Below are 19,970 nucleotides of genomic sequence, written 5' to 3'. Positions count from 1 at the left end.
CCTTTGACATGGTCGCGCCCCATGAAGCGTGCACTCCTGTCCTTCCTGGCCCTGGTGTCCTGCGCCACTCCCTCCAACACGTCGCCGTCGACCTCCGAGACCGCGGCGAGCTCCGGCCCCGCTGGCACCGCGCCCCAGGTGCCCGCGCTCCCGGAAGAAGTCCGGCTTGCGGACCTGCGGCAGATGACCTTCGGCGGAGAGAACGCCGAGGCCTACTGGTCCTTCGACGGCAAGCAGCTCTCGCTCCAGGCCCGGCACGAGGGCATGGGCTGTGACCGCATCTACCGGATGGCGGTGGACCCCGCGAGCGGCGCCGCCGCCACGGTGACGCCGGTCTCCAGCGGCCAGGGCGCGACGACGTGCGCGCACTTCCTGCCCGGCGACCAGGCGGTCATCTACGCCTCCACGCACCTGGGTGGCGAGGCGTGCCCGCCCAAGCCCGACCACTCCATGGGCTACGTCTGGGCTCTCTACGACACGTACGACATCTTCAAGTCGAACGCGGATGGCAGCGGGCTGATGCGACTGACGGAGACGCCGGGCTACGACGCGGAGGGCACCGTCTGCGGCAAGGATGGCTCCATCATCTTCACGTCCGTGCGGGATGGCGACCTGGAGCTGTACCGGATGGACCGCGACGGGAAGAACGTGAAGCGACTGACGCACACGCCCGGCTATGACGGCGGCGCGTTCTTCAACGCGGACTGCTCCAAGATTGTGTGGCGTGCGTCGCGTCCGCAGGCCGGCAAGGCCCTGGACGACTACCAGGGACTGCTCAAGCGCGGACTGGTGCGGCCGACGAAGCTGGAGCTGTACGTGGCCAACGCGGACGGCTCGGAGGCGAAGCAGATCACCTGGCTGAACGGCGCCGCCTTCGCGCCCTTCTTCCACCCCAATGGCCGGCGCATCCTGTTCGCGTCCAACCACGGCGACCCCAAGGGCCGCGAGTTCGACATCTGGGCGGTGGACGTGGACGGCTCCAACCTGGAGCGCATCACGTATGCGCCGGGCTTCGACGGCTTCCCCATGTTCTCGCCGGACGGCAAGTGGCTGGCCTTCTCCAGCAACCGCGCCACCGCGCAGGGAAAGAGCGACACCAACCTGTTCATTGCCCGCTGGGTGGATGACGTGAAGCCGGCCTCGGGTGCGCCGTCGGCCGCCGCGGACCGCATTCGCGAGGACGTCTCCTTCCTCGCGGCGCCCGCACAGGAGGGTCGGGGCATCGGCACGAAGGGCCTTGAGGCCGCCGGAGGACTCATCGAGACGCGGTTCCAGGAGCTGGGTCTGACGCCCGCGGGTGACACCGGGACGTTCCGGCAGGCGTTCCCCGTCACCACCGCCGTGCAGCCCGGGGCTGGGACTCAGGTGCGACTCGGGAAGACGGTGCTCCCGACGGATGCGTACACGGTGCTCGGCTTCTCCGGACAGGGACAGGCGCAGGGCGCGCTGGTGTTCGCGGGTTACGGAATCGTGGAGCCGTCGCTCAAGGTGGACGACTACGCGAAGCTGTCGGTGAAGGGGAAGATTGTCGTGGTGCGCCGCTTCGTCCCGGACGCCCCCGAGTTCTCCGACACGGACAAGCAGCGCCGCTTCGGTGACCTCCGCTACAAGGCCTGGCAGGCGGCGCAGCGTGGCGCGAAGGCGCTCATCGTCGTGGACTGGCCCCAGGCCCCTACGCCCGCGCCCAAGGAGTGGCGGATGCCTCCCGAGGCGACCCTGCCCGTCCTGCATCCCGAGGGCGTGGGCGACGCGGGGCTCCCGGTCGTCGTGGTGAAGCGCGCGGCGATGGAGCCGGTGATGGGCTCGCTGCTGTCGCGCAAGCGCGTGGACGCGCAGGTGGACGTGAAGCTCGAGTTCGAGCAGCGCGCGGCCTTCAACGTCGCGGCGGTGCTGGAGGCGGGCGAGGGCAAGCTGCCGGGCCTCGTCGTGGTGGGCGCGCACTATGACCACCTGGGCTTCGGTGGACGTGGCTCGCTGATGCCGGACCGGCACGAGGCGCATGGCGGCGCGGATGACAACGCCTCGGGCGTCGCGGCGCTGTTGGAGATTGCCCGCACGCTGAAGGAGCGCCGCGCGGAGCTGAAGCACGACGTGCTCTTCCTCGCGTTCTCGGGTGAGGAGACGGGCCTGCTCGGCTCCACGCACTTCACCCGGCAGCAGGGGGACGCGGGGATGAAGCAGGTCACCGCGATGCTGAACCTGGACATGGTGGGCCGGCTGCGGTCCGGTGGCCTGTCGGTGCTGGGCGCCGAGTCCGCCACCGAGTGGGGGCCGCTGCTCGCGCGCGCGTGCGACGAGGCTCGCGTCACCTGCAACCCGAGCGGTGACGGGTACGGCCCGAGCGACCACTCGCCCTTCTACGCGGCGGGCGTGCCGGTGCTGCACTTCTTCACGGGAGCGCACTCGGACTACCACAAGCCCACGGACACGGTGGAGGGCATCAACGCGGTGGGCACCGCGCAGGTGGCGCGCATCGTGTCGGCAGTGACGGTGGGCCTGGATGGGACGGCGGCGTTGACCTACCGCAAGGTCCCCTCCCCCACTCCGCGCGGAGACCTGCGCAGCTTCAACGCGTCGCTGGGCACGGTGCCTGACTATGCGGGCCCGCCCAACGGGCAGAAGGGCATGTTGCTCGCGGGAGTGCGCGCGGGAGGCGCGGCGGACCAGGCTGGAATGCTGCGGGGTGACATCCTCGTGCGACTGGGCAAGCACGTCATCGGCGGCGTGGAGGACCTGATGTTCGTGCTCAACTCCTCCAAGCCGGGTGAGACGGTGGAGGCGCGAGTGCTGCGCGAGGGCAAGGAAGTCCCGCTCGAGGTGACGTTCCAGGAGAGCAAGCGCCCTCGCTGAGCTGATTTGTATTGGGGCTCGAGTCGAGCCCCCGAAGGTGAATCACAGCGCGGGCCCGGATGGCGTTCCAGCAGGACGCCCCGGGCCCGTGGTGCTTCCGCTGCACCTGAGTCAGCGGGACTCAACCCCACGGACCAGGTCCGGGCCGAAGCTTGAAAGCAAGACAGTGGGAACGGACACGAGGTCGACAGCCAAAAGCCATCGTCTCTCGTTGGGTCGATCACCCCTTGACTGCCGTTCCTTGACGCCTCGCCTGGACGGGCAGTTGCAGATAGGAGGCGTGCTTGCCGCCGGTGTGGACGACGTGCTGTCCGCTGTTGGCAGGCGTGTACTCGCGGATTCCGGGCATCATCGTTCCCAGAAGGCTCCTGCCGCTGATGACGAAGCGGAGCTGTTCGCCGGAGTGGAACGCGAGGCCGATCGGGAGCAGATCGATTTCGACCTCGACGACCTCACCAGGTGAGAGCTTCTCGACCCTGTCGAAGCTGTGGGCGGGCACCGCATCTGTCGACAGCGTCTCGTCCAGGTGGCGCAGAGAGACACGCAGGCGTCCGTCCGAGCCCTTGTACCGGAGAATCGATGCGCCGCGCTCGGTGATGTCCTGCACCAGCGCGCTCTGGTTGGGCACAGTGAACTGCTGCAGGGGCGTGCCGTACGCATCGAGCTTCTGGACGAGGATGAAGAGGTCCATGTCGTCCGAGCCGCGTGCTTCGACCCAGAGGTACGCCTTCGGGTAGCCGACCAGGACGGTCTCCTTGTCGAAGCGCGTGATGAACGACACCGCATCGGGGTTGGAGCTCACGTCGTAGACCGCCGTCGCTTCAGCGCTCGGGGCTGTCGTGGTCAAGGCGCGCGAGCGGCCGTCGAGGTAGTACTTCGTCGGCGTGACGTCCTTCGGGGGGAACTCGCCCGCACCGACCGCGACCTGATCGCCGCCTTCGAGATCCAGGACGGAGTACCGGACGCGCGGCGTCTGCTCCCACCCGTTGTCCTCGCCCTTCAGGTAGCGGTCGAAGAAGCGGCGCAGCTCCTCCCTGTTCGCTTCGTCGTAGTAGTCGGGCCACTCCTGGGAGTTGTGGATGCGGAGCCACTTCTCCTTCGAGGCCATCCGGCGCCATGCGCGGAACGTGCCCGCCGTGTGCAGGGTGTTCGAGTAGCTGGCCACCACGTATGCCGGAACGGTGATCTGGTCGAAGCGCGGGATCTTGTTCTCCCACAGTTCGGTCATGAGGGGATACCGCTCGGCCTCCGCGAGGATGTCCTCTTTGCGCCCCTTGCCCCAGTAGCTGTTGTCCTGCAGCTGCCTCGCGAACCCCGTGTCAGGCATGCCGCCGCGCAGGACGAGGTCCCTGTAGACGTCACTGACGCCCTCCCAGGGGTTGATCGCCGCGAGGTGCGGGGGCTGTTCGGCGGCGGTGAACCACTGCGACACCGCGAGATAGGACGTCCCGCTCATCGCGACCTTACCGGTGCACCACTCCTGGACGGCCAGCCACTCGATCAGGTCGTAGCAGTCGCGTCCCTCCTGGCGATCCCAGATGACGCTGTCCCCGTCGGACTCGGCCACGCCCCGAATGTCGGGATTGCAGATCGCGTAGCCCCGCGCGCACCAGTACGCCGGGTCCGGCCCCTCGAACTTCTCCAGCCCCGACACAATCCCGTTGTCGAGCCCGACCATCTGGAAGATGCCCATCACGCTCGGGGAGGTCCCCTGGCCCTTCCCGTACGGGCTCCATGCCACGATGACCGGCACCTTCTGCGTTCCGGCGGGGCGAAGCACATCGACGTAGATCTTCACGCCGTCCCTCAAGGTGACGGCAACGTCCTTCTCGAGGACGATTTCGACCGGCACCGACTGGAACGGGGGCGCGATCTTGAATCCGGCCGGCAGGGTTCGCGTGCCTGGTTCGAACCCACTCAAGACGCCGTACCTGGCGCCCGGCTTCAGCGGCTGGGACGGTACGAACACCTTCTGGTCATCGCTCATGACGAACTCCTCGTGTCTCTTCAACCAGGGACCAGCCCCGTGCCGGTCCTCGCCCTTCGGGCCCCGGACATGGATATCCGCGCTCCCGACCTCCTCGACATAAAGAACGTTCATTCTGTTTGTCAAGTCGAACGGAGGTGTGACGAATCTGTCGTGAGTGGGATTAATCTTCCGTCATGCCCAAGCTGAGCGAAGGTTCGAGGCAGCGGCGGCGCGAGAGCATCGCGGCTGCAGCCATGCGCTGCTTTGCTCGTCAGGGCGTCACCAGCACCTCGATGGCGGACATCATCCGCGAGGCGGGCTCATCCGCCGGCTCGGTCTACTCGCACTTCTCGAGCAAGGCCGAGCTCTTGCGCTTCGCCGCCTCGATGGCGCTGAGCGAGCTGGTCGCGACGGTGAGTGACGAGCTGCCTGCGGAGCGCACTCCCGCCAGCGTCCTCGCGCACCTGCTGCGGTCGAGGAGCGACAAGGCGCACGCGCAGACCCTCCTTCAGATATGGGCGGACGTGCCTCGCGACGCGGAGATTGAAGAGATCGCTCGGGACAGTGTGATCGAGTTTCGCGCACTCGTGCGGTCAGCGTTGCTACCCTGGTGTCAGGCTCCCGCGCGAGCAAGAACGAGGAATCCGGACACTGCCGCGGACGAGATTTCCGACGCCGTCGTCACGGCCGTTCAAGGCTTCGTGGTCAGGGTCAGCATCGACCGTGACCTCGACAGTGAGCTCGTCGCAAGCCGCCTGGTCGCCTTCTTCGAGAAGGTCTGAGCCCATGTCCGAGGAGCGTGGGACCGCACCCGACGCCCGGGGCGTCCCGTTGACCGAGAGGCGCACTTTCCAAGGCTGCATGATTAACAGTGCGGGAGGAGTCCGCGTTGCGTGCGGCGGAACCGCTCAGGAGAGCGAGACATCATGGCCAAGAGCTGGTTCAAGATCCAAGTCAACACGGGCCACGAGAACAGGGTGAAGGACGCGCTCCTTGAACGGATGAAGGCCTATGACTTGCATTGCCAGACATGGATTCCCGCCGACGGAATGAACTCTCCAGGATACGTGCTCATCCAGCGAAGAGCCTGTCGCGGTATTCGTAGCGAGGGCTTGCCCGGCCGGGGATGAGGATGCTCAATGTTGGACCGGGCAGCCGCCCACCTCGAAGCGGTGCCCCGAAAGCTGAGCGCGGACGCAGGCTACTTCTCCGCGAAGAATGTCCACTGGCTGGAGTCAGTTGGCGTCGAGCCATCCATCGCTACCGGCCGCCAGAAGCATGGGGAAGCGCCACCGAAAGTCAGCGGCCGTCTGCCAGCGGGACGCACCCCGAAGGAGCGGATGGCCCGGAAGATGGCGGTGACCACGACGCCGTTGTCGTCGATCACGGGAAGCTGCCCGAACGGGTTCTTCGCGCGGAACTCCGGTGAGTCCAGGTCGTGGTTGGGGTGATCCATGCCCACGATCTCGTATGGCATTCCGATCTCTTCGAGCGCCCAGTTCACGCGCAGGTCACGCGTGATGCCGCGCGCCATCTTGTCGACTCGCGAAAAGCTGTCGATCTTGAGCATGCGCCCACCCTACTTCTCGCGGGCACCCCTCTCCAGCCTCCGCTCTCGAGCTCGCACGCATACCGAGGGGACACCCCCACCAAGCGTTCACCCTTCTTCGCGATGCCCGTGGTGAGCACAATCGGATTGCGGCGCGCTGCATGCCCGGTCCTACCGTATCCGGTTGCCCGTCAGCAGCTTTCAGGAGGCCGGCCGATTGCGGAGCTCCTCGAACAGGGGACTCTCACCCGGTGCGCCGCGCGCGAAACACGCGGCGCACCGATTCTCCTATCGAGACCGCGCTGAGATCAGGGCACACCGCCCCATTGCGGCATCGCGGACAGCTCCTCAGAGTCCGTTCGGGACCACGGTCACGGTGCCGGAGCCCCTGTTGGTCAGGATGAGATCGGCGTACCCATCCGCGTCCATGTCCGCGGTGGCGATGGCGTTGAGGCCAGGCGAGGCGCCGGTCGTGACGACGGCGCCCGCGGTGAAGCCTCCGTTGCCGTTGCCGGTCATCGGGCGGACGCCGCCCGAGGCCGCTGTCACGAGGATGTAGGCGTCGAGCTTGCCATCGCCATTGAAGTCATCGGCCACGACGCCCAGCGCCGAGTTGGCGGCCGTATTGGCCGCGGCGGTTGACTGAACGCCGCTCGCGAAGGTGCCATTGCCGTTCCCTCTGAAGAAGAAGAGGAACCGGCCGGCCGCGCCGTTCGAGAGGATGTCGAGCGTGCCGTCGCCGTTGGCGTCGCCGAAGGCGATGCCCGCCGTCTGGCCGCTGGCGGAATTGCTGTAGGCGACGGGTGCGGCGAACGAGCCGTCGCCCTGGTTGATGAGGATCGACAGGCGTGCGCTGGCGGGGCTCGTCACCACGATATCGGAGAAGCCATCGCTGTTCAGGTCACGGCAGGCGATGGTCGACTGCGCGCCGCCGGTGTTCGGGATGCCGATGAACGTCGGCGCGCCGAAGCTGCCCGCGCCGGTACCGAAGAGCACGCTCACCTGGCTCAGGGTCACGCTTGTCGTGGCGATGTCAGCCACCCCGTCGTGATTGAAGTCCCCGGTGCAGAGGTGGACGGAGCCCGGGGTGCCGGTGGTGAAACTCGTGGGCGCGCCGAAGGTCCCGGGCGCGCTCGGGCCCAGGTTCTTGTACACGCTGATGTTTCCGTTGATGAGGAGCAGGTTGGTCTGTCCGTTGACGGTGACGGCGTCGAGCCACCCGTCGCCGTCCACGTCCACGGCCACGACCGCGTTGCTGGAGAGCGAGGCGCTCCCGTAGTTGACCTCCGGCTGGACGCTGGCGTCGCCGTTCCCCAGGAAAACGGAAAGCGAGCCAGAGGGGAACAGGATCGACCCCGATTCGGCGTTGGCCACCAGGATGTCGAGCTTGCCGTCGCCATTCACATCGGCGACCGCCGGGGCCAGCGGGTTGTGGTTCGCGGGGGTGCTGACCGGCGTGCCGGGGACCTGGCCGGGGGGGGCGGCCTGGCAGGTGGCGTTCGAGCAGATCTGGCCCGTCGCGCACACGATGCCGCAGGCGCCACAGCTATCGGCGTCGCTCTGGAGATTCACCTCGCAGCCGTCGGACGAGTCCCCGTTGCAGTCCCCGAGGGTGCCGGAGCAATCCTGGCAGTTGGGCCCCTCGTAGGTAGGCGCGCACTCGCAGGTGTAGCTACCCACGCCGTCGATGCAGGTGCCGCCGTTCAGGCAGGGGCTTGCGGCGCACTCGTCGATGTTGGTGCAGGTCACGCCGTCGCCCTCGTAGCCCGCATTGCAGGCGCAGGTGAAGGAGCCCACGGTGTTGGTACAGGTGGCGTTTTCGCTACAGTTGTCGGTACCGGCGACGCACTCGTTGACGTCGACGCAGGTGCCGCTCTGGCACGTGAGGCCGTCGCAACAGGGGACCGTGGCGTCGCACGGCGCGTTCACGGACAGGCAGCCCTGGCCGCTGCACGTCGGGTCGTAGATCGGCGAGGTCGGGTCGAGGCTGGTGACGTAGTCGCCGTCGTGAGCGCTGTGCGCGTTGATACACGCCTGCTCGCTAACACGGACGATTGTGTAGGGATGAGTCGTCGAGCTGGTCTTGTGGCAGATATGGACTTTACCATTGACGTCGAAGTAATCGCACTGGTCGGCGGTGAGGGCGGAGTCGGCCGAACCGACGTACGCGTCATTGTCTTCGACGGAAATCGGGCTGCAACCGCCGATGAGGCCGAGCAAACCGGCCCCCGTGATCATGATGACGAGCGAAATTGATTTGTGTTTCATTGAGTTCCCCCCTGAAAGGACGCACCACGGCCTCGCGACGGCTTGCGCGGAGCTCGCGGGCACCAAGCTAGACTGACGTTGAACGCGGGCTGTTTTTATTCACCCGCAGTGAAATTCATAACGCCCCGACGGTGGCCTGTCAATTGCCAATTCATGACCGCGGTAAGATTCCTGCCGATTCGGCACAATGCCCGTAGCTTCGCACAGCCAAAACCATGCATGAGTCAGCACAAACCCATCACAGATTCGACGCTGAGTCGCCCGCAGGTGGGCAGCGCCCCGACGACGCAGACGTCCTTGGGCGTCTTGCCCGCACGTCCCTTCGTGTGGAGACGAAGGCGAAGAGGTGACGAGCCGCCTGATCGCCTTCTTCGAGAAGGTCTGATCTCATGCCCGAGGAGCGTGGGATCACACCCGACGTCCGGGGCGTCCCGTGGACCGAGCGGGATGACGAGAGGCGCTCTTTCTACAGATGCATGATCCGATGCCTCCTTCCTGCGACGCTGCTCCCAGGAGGAAGTCCATGCACATCGCACGTGTCGTCGTCCCGCTGTCCGCGCTCTTCCTGGTCTTCGTCGGATGTGGGGGTGAATCGTCACCGGAGCTGGAGCCCAAACAAGAGGCTCACTCGACATCGCACGCCCTCGCTGGCGTCTGCGACGGCGTCACCTGCAGCGGTCATGGCGTCTGTCGTGACGAGGCAGGCACCGCGCGCTGCATCTGTGACGAGGGCTTCACCGACGCCGCCTGCGCCACGCGCGGTGGCGACTACGGACGGCGCACACTGCTCGTCCCGGGGATGGCGGACCCCGACGTCTACAAGGAACACGATGACCTGTTCTTCCTGTCCGGCACCGGCAACGGGTGGCAGTTACCCATCTACGAGACGCGAGACCTGACGAGCTTCCAGCTCAAGCGCTCCTATGACCCGTCCGTGGCCGACCCCGTGTATGACTATTGCTTCCTCTGGGCCCCGGACCTCGGCAAATACGAAGGCGTGTACCAGCTGTACTTCTCGGCGCACCGGGTCCCCAACGGCGCCGCGTGTCCTCCGTCCGGCCAGGAGGTGACCACCTTCGTGGCCACCGCTCCCGACCTGAACCTCCAGTTCGGCGCGCCCCAGCCCATCAACGCCAACACCACCTGGCCTCGCACCTCCACCGGCACCGGGTGCCTGCCTCAGGGCTGCAACCGGAACATCCGCATCGACTCGGCCACGTTCAATGACACATCGGGCCGCTGGTTCTTCTATGTCTGGTTCGACCGGGGCAACAACATCTCCTCCTTCAACACCGCCGCCCCCGGCACCGTCTACAACCACGCGGGCCCGGCCATCTTCTCGACGCCCGCCTACGAGGAAGGCATCAACGAGGCCCCCGAGGTCTTCAAGCGCAACGGCCAGTACTACCTGCTCCTCAGCGGTGGTTGGTACAACAGCCAGTACGCCATGTATTATGTGATGGGAGACTCCATCCCCCAGCTCACGCGAGCACGGGCGGTGCGGCGACTCTCCCAGCCCCTGCGCAACACCGCTGGCAGGCTGGTGCAGAGCCACGGCCACAACGTCATCGTCGAGCGCCGGGGTGAGTATTTCAACATCTTCCACGTCGGCGCCTTCGACGCCTCGGGCAACCTCACCTCGCGCAGCACGTACAAACAACGCGTCGCCTTCAAGCCGGACGGCTCGCTGCACTCGCTCAACCAGGTGAACGTCCGGTGGAACAAGCTGACCGGGTACAGCTACTCGCTCGACGTCGTGCTGCGCGACGGCACGGTGGTTGGCCCGTGCCTCTCCGTGGCCGTCCTGGGACAGGCCAACAAGACCGTCTTCGACGGGGTGTGCCGCAGCGCTGGAGACCGCGTGGTGACCAAAGGCGACATCGCCGCCTTCCGCATCTTCTATTCGAACAACAACGTCTGGGGCCCCTTCGTCGAGCGGGCCTATGACGGCATCTCCGACGACGTCACCCTGGACCTGCCGGGTGGCTACACGCCCTTCGTGGACTTGAGCTGGAGCGAGGAGGAGACCACCGCTCAGTACTCCATCGACGTGCAGCGACGAGACACCGGCGCGTGGATTGGCCCCTGCATCGGCGTCACCTCCGTCAACAAGAGCCTCTCCTGGACCTACCTGGGGCGCTGCGACACGCCCGGCATCAACGTGCCCTCCTCCAACATCCAGGCCTTCCGCATCTGCTCCGCGGTGAATGGCGACTGGGCCCGTGCCCGCTGCGGCGCCACGCCATATGACGGGCGCGGCATGCACTCGCACATCGTCATCCCCTGAGCCGCCTGTAGCTCCCCTCCGGGTGCGCAGGCACGACGATGCCACCCGGAGGCCCATACATGCCTCCCCAGGACGGCCTCGCAACCCATGGACTTCCCAGGGAGGTGCTGGCTCCAGGAGGCACGCAGCAGGCGCCCCGACGGTGACTGCGGTCATGAGGAGAATGGCGCCAGATATCTCACCGGGGCGCTGTTCTCCTCGCCATGTGACGGTCCACCTCACTAGCGTCTGGTCCGAGGCGCGCCACGTTCGGCGCGGGAGTGGACAGCCATGGCGCGGGACGAGGTCGAGGAAGCAAGCTCCAACGAGCTCAGCGAGAGCACGCCGGAGGGCAAATCCAATCCGGAGTTCGAAGCCACCCTCCTCAAGGACCCGGACAACGTAGAAACGTACCTCGTCTATGGAGACTGGCTCCAGAGCCAGGGCGACCCACGCGGTGAACTCATCGCGCTCCAGCACGCGGCATCGAAGGCCGAAGGCGCGGAGGCCAGCGACCTCAAGCGCCGGGTAACGGCGCTCATCCAGAAGCACCAGGCGCTGCTGCTCGGCTCGCTGGCGACACCGTGGGCCGATGAGGAACTCTCGCTGGAGTGGCACCTGGGGTTCATCCGCGCCGCGAGAGTGGGTCGCAAGGAATTCAACTCCACGCTCGATGTATCGGAGACGGTGTCGACGCTGCTTGCCCACCCCTCCGCGCGATTCCTCAAGTCACTCACCGTCGGCATCGTGACGGCGGACGGGGGGAACGACTACGAAGACGTCACCCAGGCCATCATCCAGGCCAAAGGCTCATCGACGATTCAGAGCCTCTTCCTCGGCGACTTCGACTACCCCAGGGAATTGGAAATCTCCTGGACCTACCTGAACGGTGTCTCGGGGCTCTACGCGGCGCTGCCCCACCTGCGCTCGCTGCGGCTGCGCGGCGCGGCCCTGGACCTGGGCGAAATGGACCTGCCAGAGCTGCGCGACTTCACCCTCGAGACAGGGAGTCTGCCGTTGGCGGTCGTCAAGTCCATTGCCAGCCCTCAAGGCCCTGGGCTTGTGCAACGCGGAGTTCACGGACGAGCTGGCGAAGGCGTTGCCCACCGCGAAGGTGCTCCCCCAGCTCGAGAAGCTGGACCTGTCCATGGGCTGTCTGTCTGACCTGGGCGCGAAGGTGCTCGCGGACAATGCCGAGGCGTTCAAACACCTCAAGCACCTGGACGTGACGGAGAACACGCTCACCCCGGAGGGGGCGAAGCTGGCGGACACCGTGGCGGCGGGCAACCAGCGCAACTACGACGAGGATGAGCGCTACGTCGCGGTGGGCGAGTAGCGGCCAGGTCTCGTCAGGGACGAATTTTCAGCAATCGCGGAAGCACCTCGCACATCGACAAACCGTGAAAGGGATACGACCGAAGCCAAAGGCTGGCGGCGTATCCCCTTTGTCATCGAGTCGGGCCGGCCCCTCTCGGCGGCACACACGTCTTGAACGGAGAATCCCTGTGCGCGTTGCCTCGTTCCTTGCATTCATTCCTCGCTTGATCGCCCTGGGGTTGGGCCTCTTCGGTGCCCAGGCACTCGCGGGCTATGCGCCCTACGCTGACGGTCATGTCCTTCGCGCCTCCGACACCACGAACCGCTATGTGGTGGCGGGTGGCGCGAGATTCCTCATTCCCGCTGGGGAGTGGATCCACTACGTCTTCGCCCCCTCGGTGACGCAGCCCCAGGCCACCATCAACACCTATGAAGTGATTCCCAGAGACGGCACGCTGATCCGCGAGCTCAGCGAGACAGCCATCTACGTCGTGGTGGGCGCGAAGGACTGGTGGGTTCCGAATCCCACGGAGCTGGGCTTCTGGGATGACACCACGAGCGTCAACAACGTCCCGACCGGGTCGCGGGACGTCTTCCCCATGCTCGTGTACAGCGCGCTGATCCAGGACCGCACGTCGAGCGACATCTATCTCTTCGTCGCGGGCGCGGTGTTCCCCGTCACCACCCCCGCGGACCTCGCCTACTTCGGCGGCTCGTCCGCCGTGAAGGTCGTTCCCCTGGGCACGGTGGGTCAGTACACCAACGAGGTGTATTGCGGAACGCTCCTCCGCGAGCGCTCGAGCAGCACCGTGTACTACATGGGGTATCGCTCCAGCTCTCCCACCATGTGGAAGGGCGAAGTGACCGGAGTCACCGCGGATGGCGTCGTGCCGGATGGCGCGCTCTCCTCGTTCCCGCTGCTCCCCGGCATTCCGTCCTGCATCTGGTAGTGCGCTGACTCCGAGGGGGCCGGGAGTTCGCCGGCCCCCCCCTTCTCCGTGGAGCCACGCGGCCGCAGTTCGCAAGAAATTCACGTATTGCAACTCTCCCTTTCTTGGTAAACAAGTCAACGAAACAGTGAAACCGACTCAGAAAGGACCCAAGAGAATGCGCGCACTGAACAAGCTCTTCGTTGCGGCGGTGTTTGTCCTGATGTCTGGCGGCTGCGGAGTCACTGACACGGACCTGGGCGGCGACGATGCCGCCCGTCAGCTCGAGCAGGACTTCGGCGGCCCGAGCGGTCTCATGGAGTTCTTCGAGCACCACACGGAGGAGGAAATCCGGGAGGCGCTCAAGCAGTACGGCGTCGGCTACGTCATCCACGGGGAAGTCTCACAGGCAGCCATCCGCGACTGCCCGAAGTACTTCCCGTCGGCCGACCGGAACATCTGGCACAACTTCGACGGCGAGTACTACTTCATCGACACGGCGGGCCGGCCGAGCCGGGCGTACAAGAACCTGCCGCCCATCACCGCCGCGCCGCGCGTCGACTCCTGTCAGACGACCGTCGGGCAGTGGGGCGACGCGGAGAACTCCAGCAACGACTATGACGGGGGACACCTCATCGGCTCGCAGCTCGGGGGCTGGGGCGGGCGGGCGAACCTGGTGCCTCAGGATGCCAACTTCAACCGTGGCAACTGGGTGCAGCTCGAGAACAAGATGGCCAAGTGCGGGAGCCTCCCGAGCGGCCGTATCCGCTACACCATCGGCGCGAACTACCCGAACTCCACCACGCTCATCCCCAACAACATGACGATGGAACTCAGGAACCAGTCCTCGGGCGCCAGCGTGTCCCTGTCCTTTTCGAACACGGACGGCGGCGGTACGAGCGGCACGGCCACGCGGACCCGGGGCGTGGACTGGCTGACCAGCCAGGGCTGCAACTGAGCAGACCTTCGCAGTCGTACGCTATTCGCGCGCTTCACAACCGCGCGCAGGGAAGTCTGGTGTGCAGGCACCCTCCCGCGACACGCACGGGGGGTGCTCGGAGCGAACGCGGAGGGACGGACATCGGCGAGGGCCGTGAGGACTGACGCCGTGTCGAGCGCCACCCTCTGAGTGCCGGGCGAGGCGTGGACCCCTGGGGACGATGAGTCCGAGGGGGCCGCGCCACAGCCCGTGTTGCTCGGCGACAGCAGCGCGAGGCCCGTGAGGCAGAGGGAATACAGCGCGCAGTCGACGACGTGTCGCAGGAGATGCACCGAGGCAGGTCTTTCGCGAGAGGAACCGCGGCCCAGTGCAAGTGAAGCGCCACGCGGCCTCCCGTCAGGTGTCGTGCAGGCACGTCCTCGCGTCGCGTGCGCGAGGGACGCAGCGCGCAGGCAGGGCGTTCCTCCAGGACGCACACCTCCCGCGATGTGACAAAGCCGCCCTCTGACGGGAGCGGCCGGCCAGGACATGCGCCGGGCCACGCACGCCACAAGAACGACTCCCCGTACGGGTACCTGTCCCTGGCGGAAGTCCGCGACCGCGCCACGGCGCCGCTCGAAACGAGCGCCATGAAACCCCATTGACAGGTTACGGATTCTCGAACATACCTCCGTCCGTAACCTTCTTATCGGGTTACGGAGTTCATCCGACGCGGAGGCGCACCCATGCAGTTGGAAGGCAGGAAGGTGATTGTCGTTGGGGCTGGCTCAGGCATCGGCCGGGGCGTGGCCATCGTGGCATCCGAGGCAGGCGCCCACGTGGTGCTGGCGGGCCGCAAGCGCGAGACACTGGAGGCCACCTCGGAGTTGATGAAGGGCCCCCGTGAGGTCCGTGTCCTGGACGCCACGGTGGAAGCAGAGGTGGCGGCCTTCTGTGAAGGGGTGGGCTCCTTCGACCATCTGGTGAGCACCGTGAGCCAGGGCGCCGTCGGACCCCTCTCCGGACTGGGCGCCGCCGCCATCGAGCGAGCCTTCGCCGCGAAGCTCTGGGCTCCCCTCTTCCTGGTGAAACATGCCGCGCCGCGCATCTCCCCGGAGGGCTCCTTCACCTTCTTCTCCGGGTTCCGCGCCTGGAAGCCCGCGGTCGGTACCTCCATCACCAGCCTGGTCAATGGAGGGCTCGAAGCCTTCACCAAGGCCATGGCCGTGGAGCTGGCACCGGTGCGGCTCAACGCCATCTCTCCGGGCGTGGTGGACTCCGGCTCCTTCTGGGACCGGCTCGGCGCCGAGGCCCGCGAGCGGCTCTTCGCGGACTACGCCAGCAAGGCTCCTGCCCGCCGCGTGGGGAGGACGGAGGACCTGGCCGCCGCCACCCTCTTCGCCATGACCAACCCCTTCCTCACCGGCACCGTCCTCAGCGTGGACGGCGGCGGGGTGCTGATGTGAACGGACGAAACCCGATGACTCGAAGCCCATTGCGCGCCCTCCCCACCGTGTCCCTGCTGCTCCTGGCGGTGTTGCTCCCCTCACGCGAGGCGGACGCCGGGGAGAAGTCCTTCAAGGAGCAGCTCGTGGGGTCCTGGACGCTCGTCCTGGTCGACAACGTGCTCCCGGATGGGAAACGCGTGCAGCTCTACGGTGCCGAGCCCCAGGGCCTCCTCATGTTCGATGGCCAGGGGCGCTACTCCATCCAGATCCTCCGAGCGGGACGCGCCCGGTTCGCATCCAGCGACAAGAACCAGGGGACACCGGAGGAGAATCAAGCCACCGTGCGCGGGACCAACTCCCACTTCGGTCGGTACTCGGTGAACGAGGTGGAGCGCACCGTCACCTTCCACATCGACCACGCCTCGTTCCCGAACTGGGAGGGAACGCAGCAGCGGCGCACCTTCACGCTGACGGGCGACGAGCTGAAGTACATCGTCCCCGCGCCGACGACCGGTGGAACGGGCGCCGTCGGCGAAGTGAAGTGGAGACGCGCGAAGTAGCCGCGACGCCCGCGAGCACCCTCCCCTTTTCGTCCCGGGGGCCTGCCTCTGGACCAGCAGGTGGCGAGTTCCCGCCGATGAGGCGTGTCAGCCGACCAGGAGGCGAGGCTGATCGACGAGGTGCTCCGTGTTGGACTCGTTGCTCGACCGCTCCCGCCTCGCGTTGGGGCGGCGGGCCACGACAGGGGCGCTCCCGCCGAGCCAGTCCCACTTCTCTCCGTCCCAGAGCTGCTCGCGCCAGGTGAGCTGTGCCGCGGCCTCGCGCGCCTTGTCTCCGTGCGCGATGAGCGCCCAGCCCGCGCGTGACTGCTTGCACTCACCACTCTTGAACTTGAGCAGGCGGCGGTGCCCCTGGGCTTCCTCGCGGTCCGCGTCCCAGAGCGCCTGCTGCTTGCCGCCCGGCCCCTCGTAGTCCACGCCGTTCCACTCACACCAGGCGATGACGTCCTTGAGCCGGACCAGCTTCGCGCTCCTCGACAGCGAGAGTTCCGTCACGGCCGCCACGAGGAGGCCTGGGGAGATGACACGCATGGAAGAAGCCCCGTTGCAGGTCAGCGAGTGGAGCCAACCTACTGCGGCGGTCTAGGTGGAAGGTCCATGGCGACTCCATGCCTTTGTCATGGTTCTGTCATGGCGCACTGAGCACTTGACTCACGGCGTTGAAATCAGCGCGCGGCGTCATCGCACGACGCACTCCGACAGGGCCCGCGAGCCCCCACTGCCGGTGGCACCTGCGCGCAGCGAGGGTGAGGGCCGGACTGGTGGCACAGGCCGAACACACCTGGAGTCCACGAGCCATCCGCGGCCCCGGTCCTCTCGGAGTGGTGGCTGGAACCGACTCAAGCGGTGACGGGCTGTCTGCCAAAAGGCGTGCGCTCACGGGCTTCAATCGAAGACTGTGATTGCCCATCTCCCTGCCCTTCCTGGATACCCTCCGCATCCACTGACCGGGTCGGGCCCCTCTGGGGTGTTCTCATCCTCGGCACGAAGACGGTGAGGGCTGCCTGAGACGGTGGGTGAGTTCATGGGGGCTCGAAAGACTCGGACGGAGCCTCGGGGCGCACCCCCGCGAGAACGAGGGACTGTCACTTTCATGGAGTGCTAGCATCCGCCGCCGCCGCGCCGCCAAGGCTCGCACTCCCTCCCGCGTCGTGAGCTGGCGCTGGGAGGCAGGTGGGGTCCTGGCGCGCTTCGAGGGTGGGGACTGAATGAGCACAGGTCGTGTGATGGGATTCAAGGCGCGTTGCGCCCTGCTTGCGGTATGGGTCTGTGTCCTGGGGGTGTCGTGTGTGAAGCGCCCCGTGGACTACGCGCGGGAACATGCACAGACCCTCGCTCCAGCGAAGCTGGAGACTTCGTCGCAGTCCTCGGCGGGTCCGGTTCGGAAGGTTCGGGTCCGAGTCTACGCGGATGCGGACTACCGGGAACAGGTGATTCGCTGGCGAAGCAGCATCGTGTCCCAGTTGCAACGCGCGAGCGCGGTGGTGCGAGGGCCGCTGGGCGTTGTCTTCGAGCTCGAGTCGACGCGCGAGTGGGCGCATCGCGGCGTCGAGGGCGAGCTGGAGGGCTCCCTGGCCGCGCTGGAGCTGGCGGACCCGGGTGAGGACGTGGACCTGGTGGTGGGCTTCGTCTCCTCGCTCAAGTTCTTCTCCTCCGCGCAGCATGAGCTGGGCATGGCCCGGATGTTCGGGCGCCACTGTGTGCTGCGCGAGATGGGAAACCCGGAGGAGGTCCGCGCCATGATGGAAGCGCTGATCCACCTGCCGGCGGACGAACAGCAGACGCTCTACCAGCAGCGCAAGGCGCACAAGGAGACGTCCGTCTTCCTCCATGAGTGGGCGCACACGCTGGGGGCCTTCCACGTGCGCAGCTCGCACTGGATGATGTTCCCGAGCTACGCGCCGAATCAGGCGGCCTTCGCGTCGCAGACCCTGGCGTTGCTCGCCACCAGCCTTCGCCATGCGTCCGCGGGTCGTCGAGATGACGAAGCCGCGCGGGCCTGGGCGACCGAGCTGGGTGGGCAACTGGCCTCGACGACCTCGCCGGACTGGGAAGGTCCGGAGAAGCAGGCCGTGGTCGACTGGCTCGCGAAGGTCCGCGAAGGCAAGGCGCCGCTGGTCCAGCACGAGCCCAAGACGACCCTGTCGCCGGAGGACCGGCGTCGGCTCAACGAAATCCTCGCGCTCGAAAAAGAGGGGCGTGTCGAGGTCGCCGCCCAGCAGATGGAGCCCCTCGCTCGACGATACCCGGAGGACGCCCACCTCCAAGGTCTTGCCTGCTACCTGGACACGCGGGTCGCCCCCAAGCTGCCGGCGACCCGCGAGAAGTGCGAGTCCGCCGCCGAGAAGTTCCCCGACCAGGCCGCCGCCCTGCTTCAGCTCGCCGTCCTGGAGCTCCACCAGGAGCGGCACCTGGAGGCGCAAGGCCACCTCGTGCGCGCGCGGCAGCGGATGGAGGCAAACCCAGGAACGCCGCCAGAAGCCTGGGGAGACCTCGCGGCGCTCTTCAAGCAGTCCTCCGCGCTCACCTGGGCCGAGCAGGCCACCCAGAAGATGGGCAATGGGTCCCGGACCGAGCCGTTGCGGACGTGGGCCCTGCAGACGCGACGATGGATGGCGCTGCCGGTCGATGCGACCGTGAGCGGTGTCGCGGTGGAGCGGGAGGGAGAGCTCATCCGCGCGGTGAAGGACGTCGAGGTGTACCTGGACAAGGGGCCGGCGACGAAGGCGCAGGCGCGGCTCGCCTGGCTGAAGCGGGAGTTCCCGCGCGCGGCGGTGCAGCACGTACTCGACTGCGAGGTCCACATGCGCGCGGGCAGGTCGGGGCCCGCGCGAGCGGCATGTCGGCGGGCGGTGGCCGCGCACGAGGAGGCGGTGCAGGCGCACTTCATCCTCGGCTGGCTGGCCTCCACGTCCGGCCCTCGCGAGGAAGCACGGACACACCTGGAGCGCGTCGTGACGCTGGAGCCCCAGCACATGGAGGCGTGGCGACTCCTGGCGGACCAGTACCGTGCCGTGGGGATGACGGAAGCGCTGAAGTCGCTCCAGGGGCGGTATCGCGAGCGGTTCTCCCAGGAGCTGCGCTGACGCGCGACGCGCCGATAGAAAGCGGAAGCGGGCCCGGCTGGCGCTCCAACAGGACGCCCCGGGCCCGCGGTGTTTCCTGGCGCCAGCGCCGGGCTACGGAGTTCCGGGCACCGTGAAGGCGAAGCGGATGTACTGCGAGTTGGTGCTGGAGCTATGGGCGACGCAGCTCCGAGCCACGCTCGACGCGGGAATCGCGATGTTGAGCTGCTGCGTGTCGGAGTACGTCACCGTGGCGCTCACCGGCGAGCCATTGCAGACAATCTGCCCCACCGAGAATCCGTTGACGCAGCTGAGCGAGTTGAAGCTCGCCGTCCCGATGCTCGGGTTCGAGCTGGTGAAGTTGGAGTAGTAGAGCTCCAGGTAGTGCAGCCCTCCCGCCGCGCCCCGGTCCACCGCGCTCCCCACCGGAAGGGCGGCACAGGGACACCCCTGGGGACTGGTGTTGGACTGACACTGCGTCGCGTTGACCGTTCCCCCACCGCAGAAGCCGCAGCTCAGGTTGCAGACGAACGCGATGGCGGAGAAGCCCGCGGGGCACCCCAGCCCGCATTGCGTGATGGTTCCGCAGTTGGGCGTCACCGCGCACGTCGTCGCGTTCGAGTTGTTGAAGTTGCAGGCCAGCGCGCCACAGGCGAAGCGATCACAGTAATAGGCCGTGGGATGCTGCCCGGGCGGACAGCCAATGCCACAGATGGCCTGCTCGGAGCTCTCCTCGAAGGACGCCTCGTCCTCCAGGTTGGACTCGGTGCCGACACAGCCCACCAGGAGAGACGCCAACAGGACACAGCCAAGGGACTTGAACATGGGTG

16 protein-coding genes are annotated in these 19,970 nt (G+C 66.9%); 11 read left to right on the top strand and 5 right to left on the bottom strand.

The genetic code is table 11. The features are described from left to right. The first annotated feature begins 21 nt into the window (after window positions 1–21). On the top strand, window positions 22–2,850 hold the full coding sequence (locus tag HUA74_RS36815; protein ID WP_174458325.1) for a M20/M25/M40 family metallo-hydrolase: 2,829 nt from the start codon (window positions 22–24) through the stop codon (window positions 2,848–2,850). A gap of 220 nt (window positions 2,851–3,070) precedes the next feature. On the opposite strand, the gene HUA74_RS36810 is transcribed toward HUA74_RS36815, so the two are convergent. Next, entirely contained in the window at window positions 3,071–4,837 is a 1,767-nt protein-coding gene (locus tag HUA74_RS36810) for a CocE/NonD family hydrolase (protein ID WP_174458324.1), read from the bottom strand. Between the two features lie 176 nt (window positions 4,838–5,013). Between HUA74_RS36810 and HUA74_RS36805 the strand changes: the two genes are divergently transcribed. Together HUA74_RS36805 and HUA74_RS36800 are read left to right on the top strand one after the other, a co-directional pair. Then, window positions 5,014–5,601, top strand: a complete 588-nt coding sequence (locus HUA74_RS36805; RefSeq protein WP_174458323.1) for a TetR/AcrR family transcriptional regulator — start codon at window positions 5,014–5,016, stop codon at window positions 5,599–5,601. A 144-nt stretch (window positions 5,602–5,745) separates the two neighbouring features. Then, entirely contained in the window at window positions 5,746–5,949 is a 204-nt protein-coding gene (locus HUA74_RS36800) for a transcription termination/antitermination NusG family protein (RefSeq protein WP_174458322.1), read from the top strand. A 71-nt stretch (window positions 5,950–6,020) separates the two neighbouring features. On the opposite strand, the gene HUA74_RS36795 is transcribed toward HUA74_RS36800, so the two are convergent. Together HUA74_RS36795 and HUA74_RS36790 are read right to left on the bottom strand one after the other, a co-directional pair. Continuing rightward, on the bottom strand, window positions 6,021–6,389 hold the full coding sequence (locus HUA74_RS36795) for a glutathione S-transferase N-terminal domain-containing protein (protein ID WP_174458321.1): 369 nt from the start codon (window positions 6,387–6,389) through the stop codon (window positions 6,021–6,023). Between the two features lie 327 nt (window positions 6,390–6,716). Beyond that, the gene (locus HUA74_RS36790) at window positions 6,717–8,636 is read right to left on the bottom strand and encodes an FG-GAP-like repeat-containing protein (protein WP_174458320.1); all 1,920 of its coding nucleotides are present in this window, start codon (window positions 8,634–8,636) and stop codon (window positions 6,717–6,719) included. Window positions 8,637–9,159: 523 nt separating this feature from the next. Here HUA74_RS36790 and HUA74_RS36785 point away from each other — a divergent pair. From HUA74_RS36785 to HUA74_RS36760, 7 genes are all read left to right on the top strand, one after another. Further along, the gene (locus tag HUA74_RS36785) at window positions 9,160–10,923 is read left to right on the top strand and encodes a family 43 glycosylhydrolase (protein WP_254625423.1); all 1,764 of its coding nucleotides are present in this window, start codon (window positions 9,160–9,162) and stop codon (window positions 10,921–10,923) included. A gap of 270 nt (window positions 10,924–11,193) precedes the next feature. Next, window positions 11,194–12,066, top strand: coding sequence for a TIGR02996 domain-containing protein (locus HUA74_RS36780; protein WP_254625422.1), 873 nt, complete (start codon window positions 11,194–11,196; stop codon window positions 12,064–12,066). Beyond that, entirely contained in the window at window positions 12,050–12,238 is a 189-nt protein-coding gene (locus tag HUA74_RS46150; protein WP_254625421.1) for a hypothetical protein, read from the top strand. Before HUA74_RS36780 ends, HUA74_RS46150 begins: the two co-directional genes overlap by 17 nt. Window positions 12,239–12,407: 169 nt before the next feature. Next, window positions 12,408–13,169 (top strand): hypothetical protein, encoded by a 762-nt coding sequence (locus HUA74_RS36775; protein WP_174458319.1) that lies wholly within the window; start codon window positions 12,408–12,410, stop codon window positions 13,167–13,169. Window positions 13,170–13,326: 157 nt separating this feature from the next. After that, complete coding sequence (locus tag HUA74_RS36770; RefSeq protein ID WP_174458318.1) at window positions 13,327–14,106, top strand: DNA/RNA non-specific endonuclease; 780 nt, start codon at window positions 13,327–13,329, stop codon at window positions 14,104–14,106. A 707-nt stretch (window positions 14,107–14,813) separates the two neighbouring features. Then, a complete protein-coding gene (locus tag HUA74_RS36765) occupies window positions 14,814–15,533 on the top strand; it encodes an SDR family oxidoreductase (RefSeq protein WP_174458317.1) in 720 nt (239 codons plus the stop codon). Between the two features lie 14 nt (window positions 15,534–15,547). Beyond that, a complete protein-coding gene (locus tag HUA74_RS36760) occupies window positions 15,548–16,075 on the top strand; it encodes a lipocalin-like domain-containing protein (protein WP_217443664.1) in 528 nt (175 codons plus the stop codon). 87 nt (window positions 16,076–16,162) lie between these two features. Here the strand turns inward: HUA74_RS36760 and HUA74_RS36755 are convergent, their stop codons facing one another. Further along, entirely contained in the window at window positions 16,163–16,606 is a 444-nt protein-coding gene (locus HUA74_RS36755) for a hypothetical protein (RefSeq protein ID WP_174458316.1), read from the bottom strand. 758 nt (window positions 16,607–17,364) lie between these two features. On the opposite strand from HUA74_RS36755, the gene HUA74_RS36750 reads away from it, so the two are divergent. Beyond that, a complete protein-coding gene (locus HUA74_RS36750) occupies window positions 17,365–19,161 on the top strand; it encodes a matrixin family metalloprotease (RefSeq protein WP_174458315.1) in 1,797 nt (598 codons plus the stop codon). 93 nt (window positions 19,162–19,254) lie between these two features. Here HUA74_RS36750 and HUA74_RS36745 read toward each other — a convergent pair whose 3' ends face one another. Further along, on the bottom strand, window positions 19,255–19,965 hold the full coding sequence (locus tag HUA74_RS36745) for a hypothetical protein (protein ID WP_174458314.1): 711 nt from the start codon (window positions 19,963–19,965) through the stop codon (window positions 19,255–19,257). Window positions 19,966–19,970 lie beyond the last annotated feature (5 nt).

Origin of the sequence: Myxococcus sp. CA051A, from assembly GCF_013336705.1 — a bacterium.
Lineage (GTDB): Bacteria > Myxococcota > Myxococcia > Myxococcales > Myxococcaceae > Myxococcus > Myxococcus llanfairpwllgwyngyllgogerychwyrndrobwllllantysiliogogogochensis.
Note: the sequence above shows the minus strand (reverse complement) of the source record. Positions and strands in the feature narration are given on the sequence as shown.

Coding starts and splice junctions, on each gene's coding strand:
- HUA74_RS36810 (WP_174458324.1), bottom strand. CDS start 4,837: ATGAGCGATGACCAGAAGGTGTTCGTACCGTCCCAGCCGCTGAAGCCG.
- HUA74_RS36765 (WP_174458317.1), top strand. CDS start 14,814: ATGCAGTTGGAAGGCAGGAAGGTGATTGTCGTTGGGGCTGGCTCAGGC.
- HUA74_RS36790 (WP_174458320.1), bottom strand. CDS start 8,636: ATGAAACACAAATCAATTTCGCTCGTCATCATGATCACGGGGGCCGGT.
- HUA74_RS36770 (WP_174458318.1), top strand. CDS start 13,327: ATGCGCGCACTGAACAAGCTCTTCGTTGCGGCGGTGTTTGTCCTGATG.
- HUA74_RS36745 (WP_174458314.1), bottom strand. CDS start 19,965: ATGTTCAAGTCCCTTGGCTGTGTCCTGTTGGCGTCTCTCCTGGTGGGC.
- HUA74_RS36800 (WP_174458322.1), top strand. CDS start 5,746: ATGGCCAAGAGCTGGTTCAAGATCCAAGTCAACACGGGCCACGAGAAC.
- HUA74_RS36785 (WP_254625423.1), top strand. CDS start 9,160: ATGCACATCGCACGTGTCGTCGTCCCGCTGTCCGCGCTCTTCCTGGTC.
- HUA74_RS36755 (WP_174458316.1), bottom strand. CDS start 16,606: ATGCGTGTCATCTCCCCAGGCCTCCTCGTGGCGGCCGTGACGGAACTC.
- HUA74_RS36760 (WP_217443664.1), top strand. CDS start 15,548: ATGACTCGAAGCCCATTGCGCGCCCTCCCCACCGTGTCCCTGCTGCTC.
- HUA74_RS36815 (WP_174458325.1), top strand. CDS start 22: ATGAAGCGTGCACTCCTGTCCTTCCTGGCCCTGGTGTCCTGCGCCACT.
- HUA74_RS46150 (WP_254625421.1), top strand. CDS start 12,050: ATGGGCTGTCTGTCTGACCTGGGCGCGAAGGTGCTCGCGGACAATGCC.
- HUA74_RS36780 (WP_254625422.1), top strand. CDS start 11,194: ATGGCGCGGGACGAGGTCGAGGAAGCAAGCTCCAACGAGCTCAGCGAG.
- HUA74_RS36805 (WP_174458323.1), top strand. CDS start 5,014: ATGCCCAAGCTGAGCGAAGGTTCGAGGCAGCGGCGGCGCGAGAGCATC.
- HUA74_RS36795 (WP_174458321.1), bottom strand. CDS start 6,389: ATGCTCAAGATCGACAGCTTTTCGCGAGTCGACAAGATGGCGCGCGGC.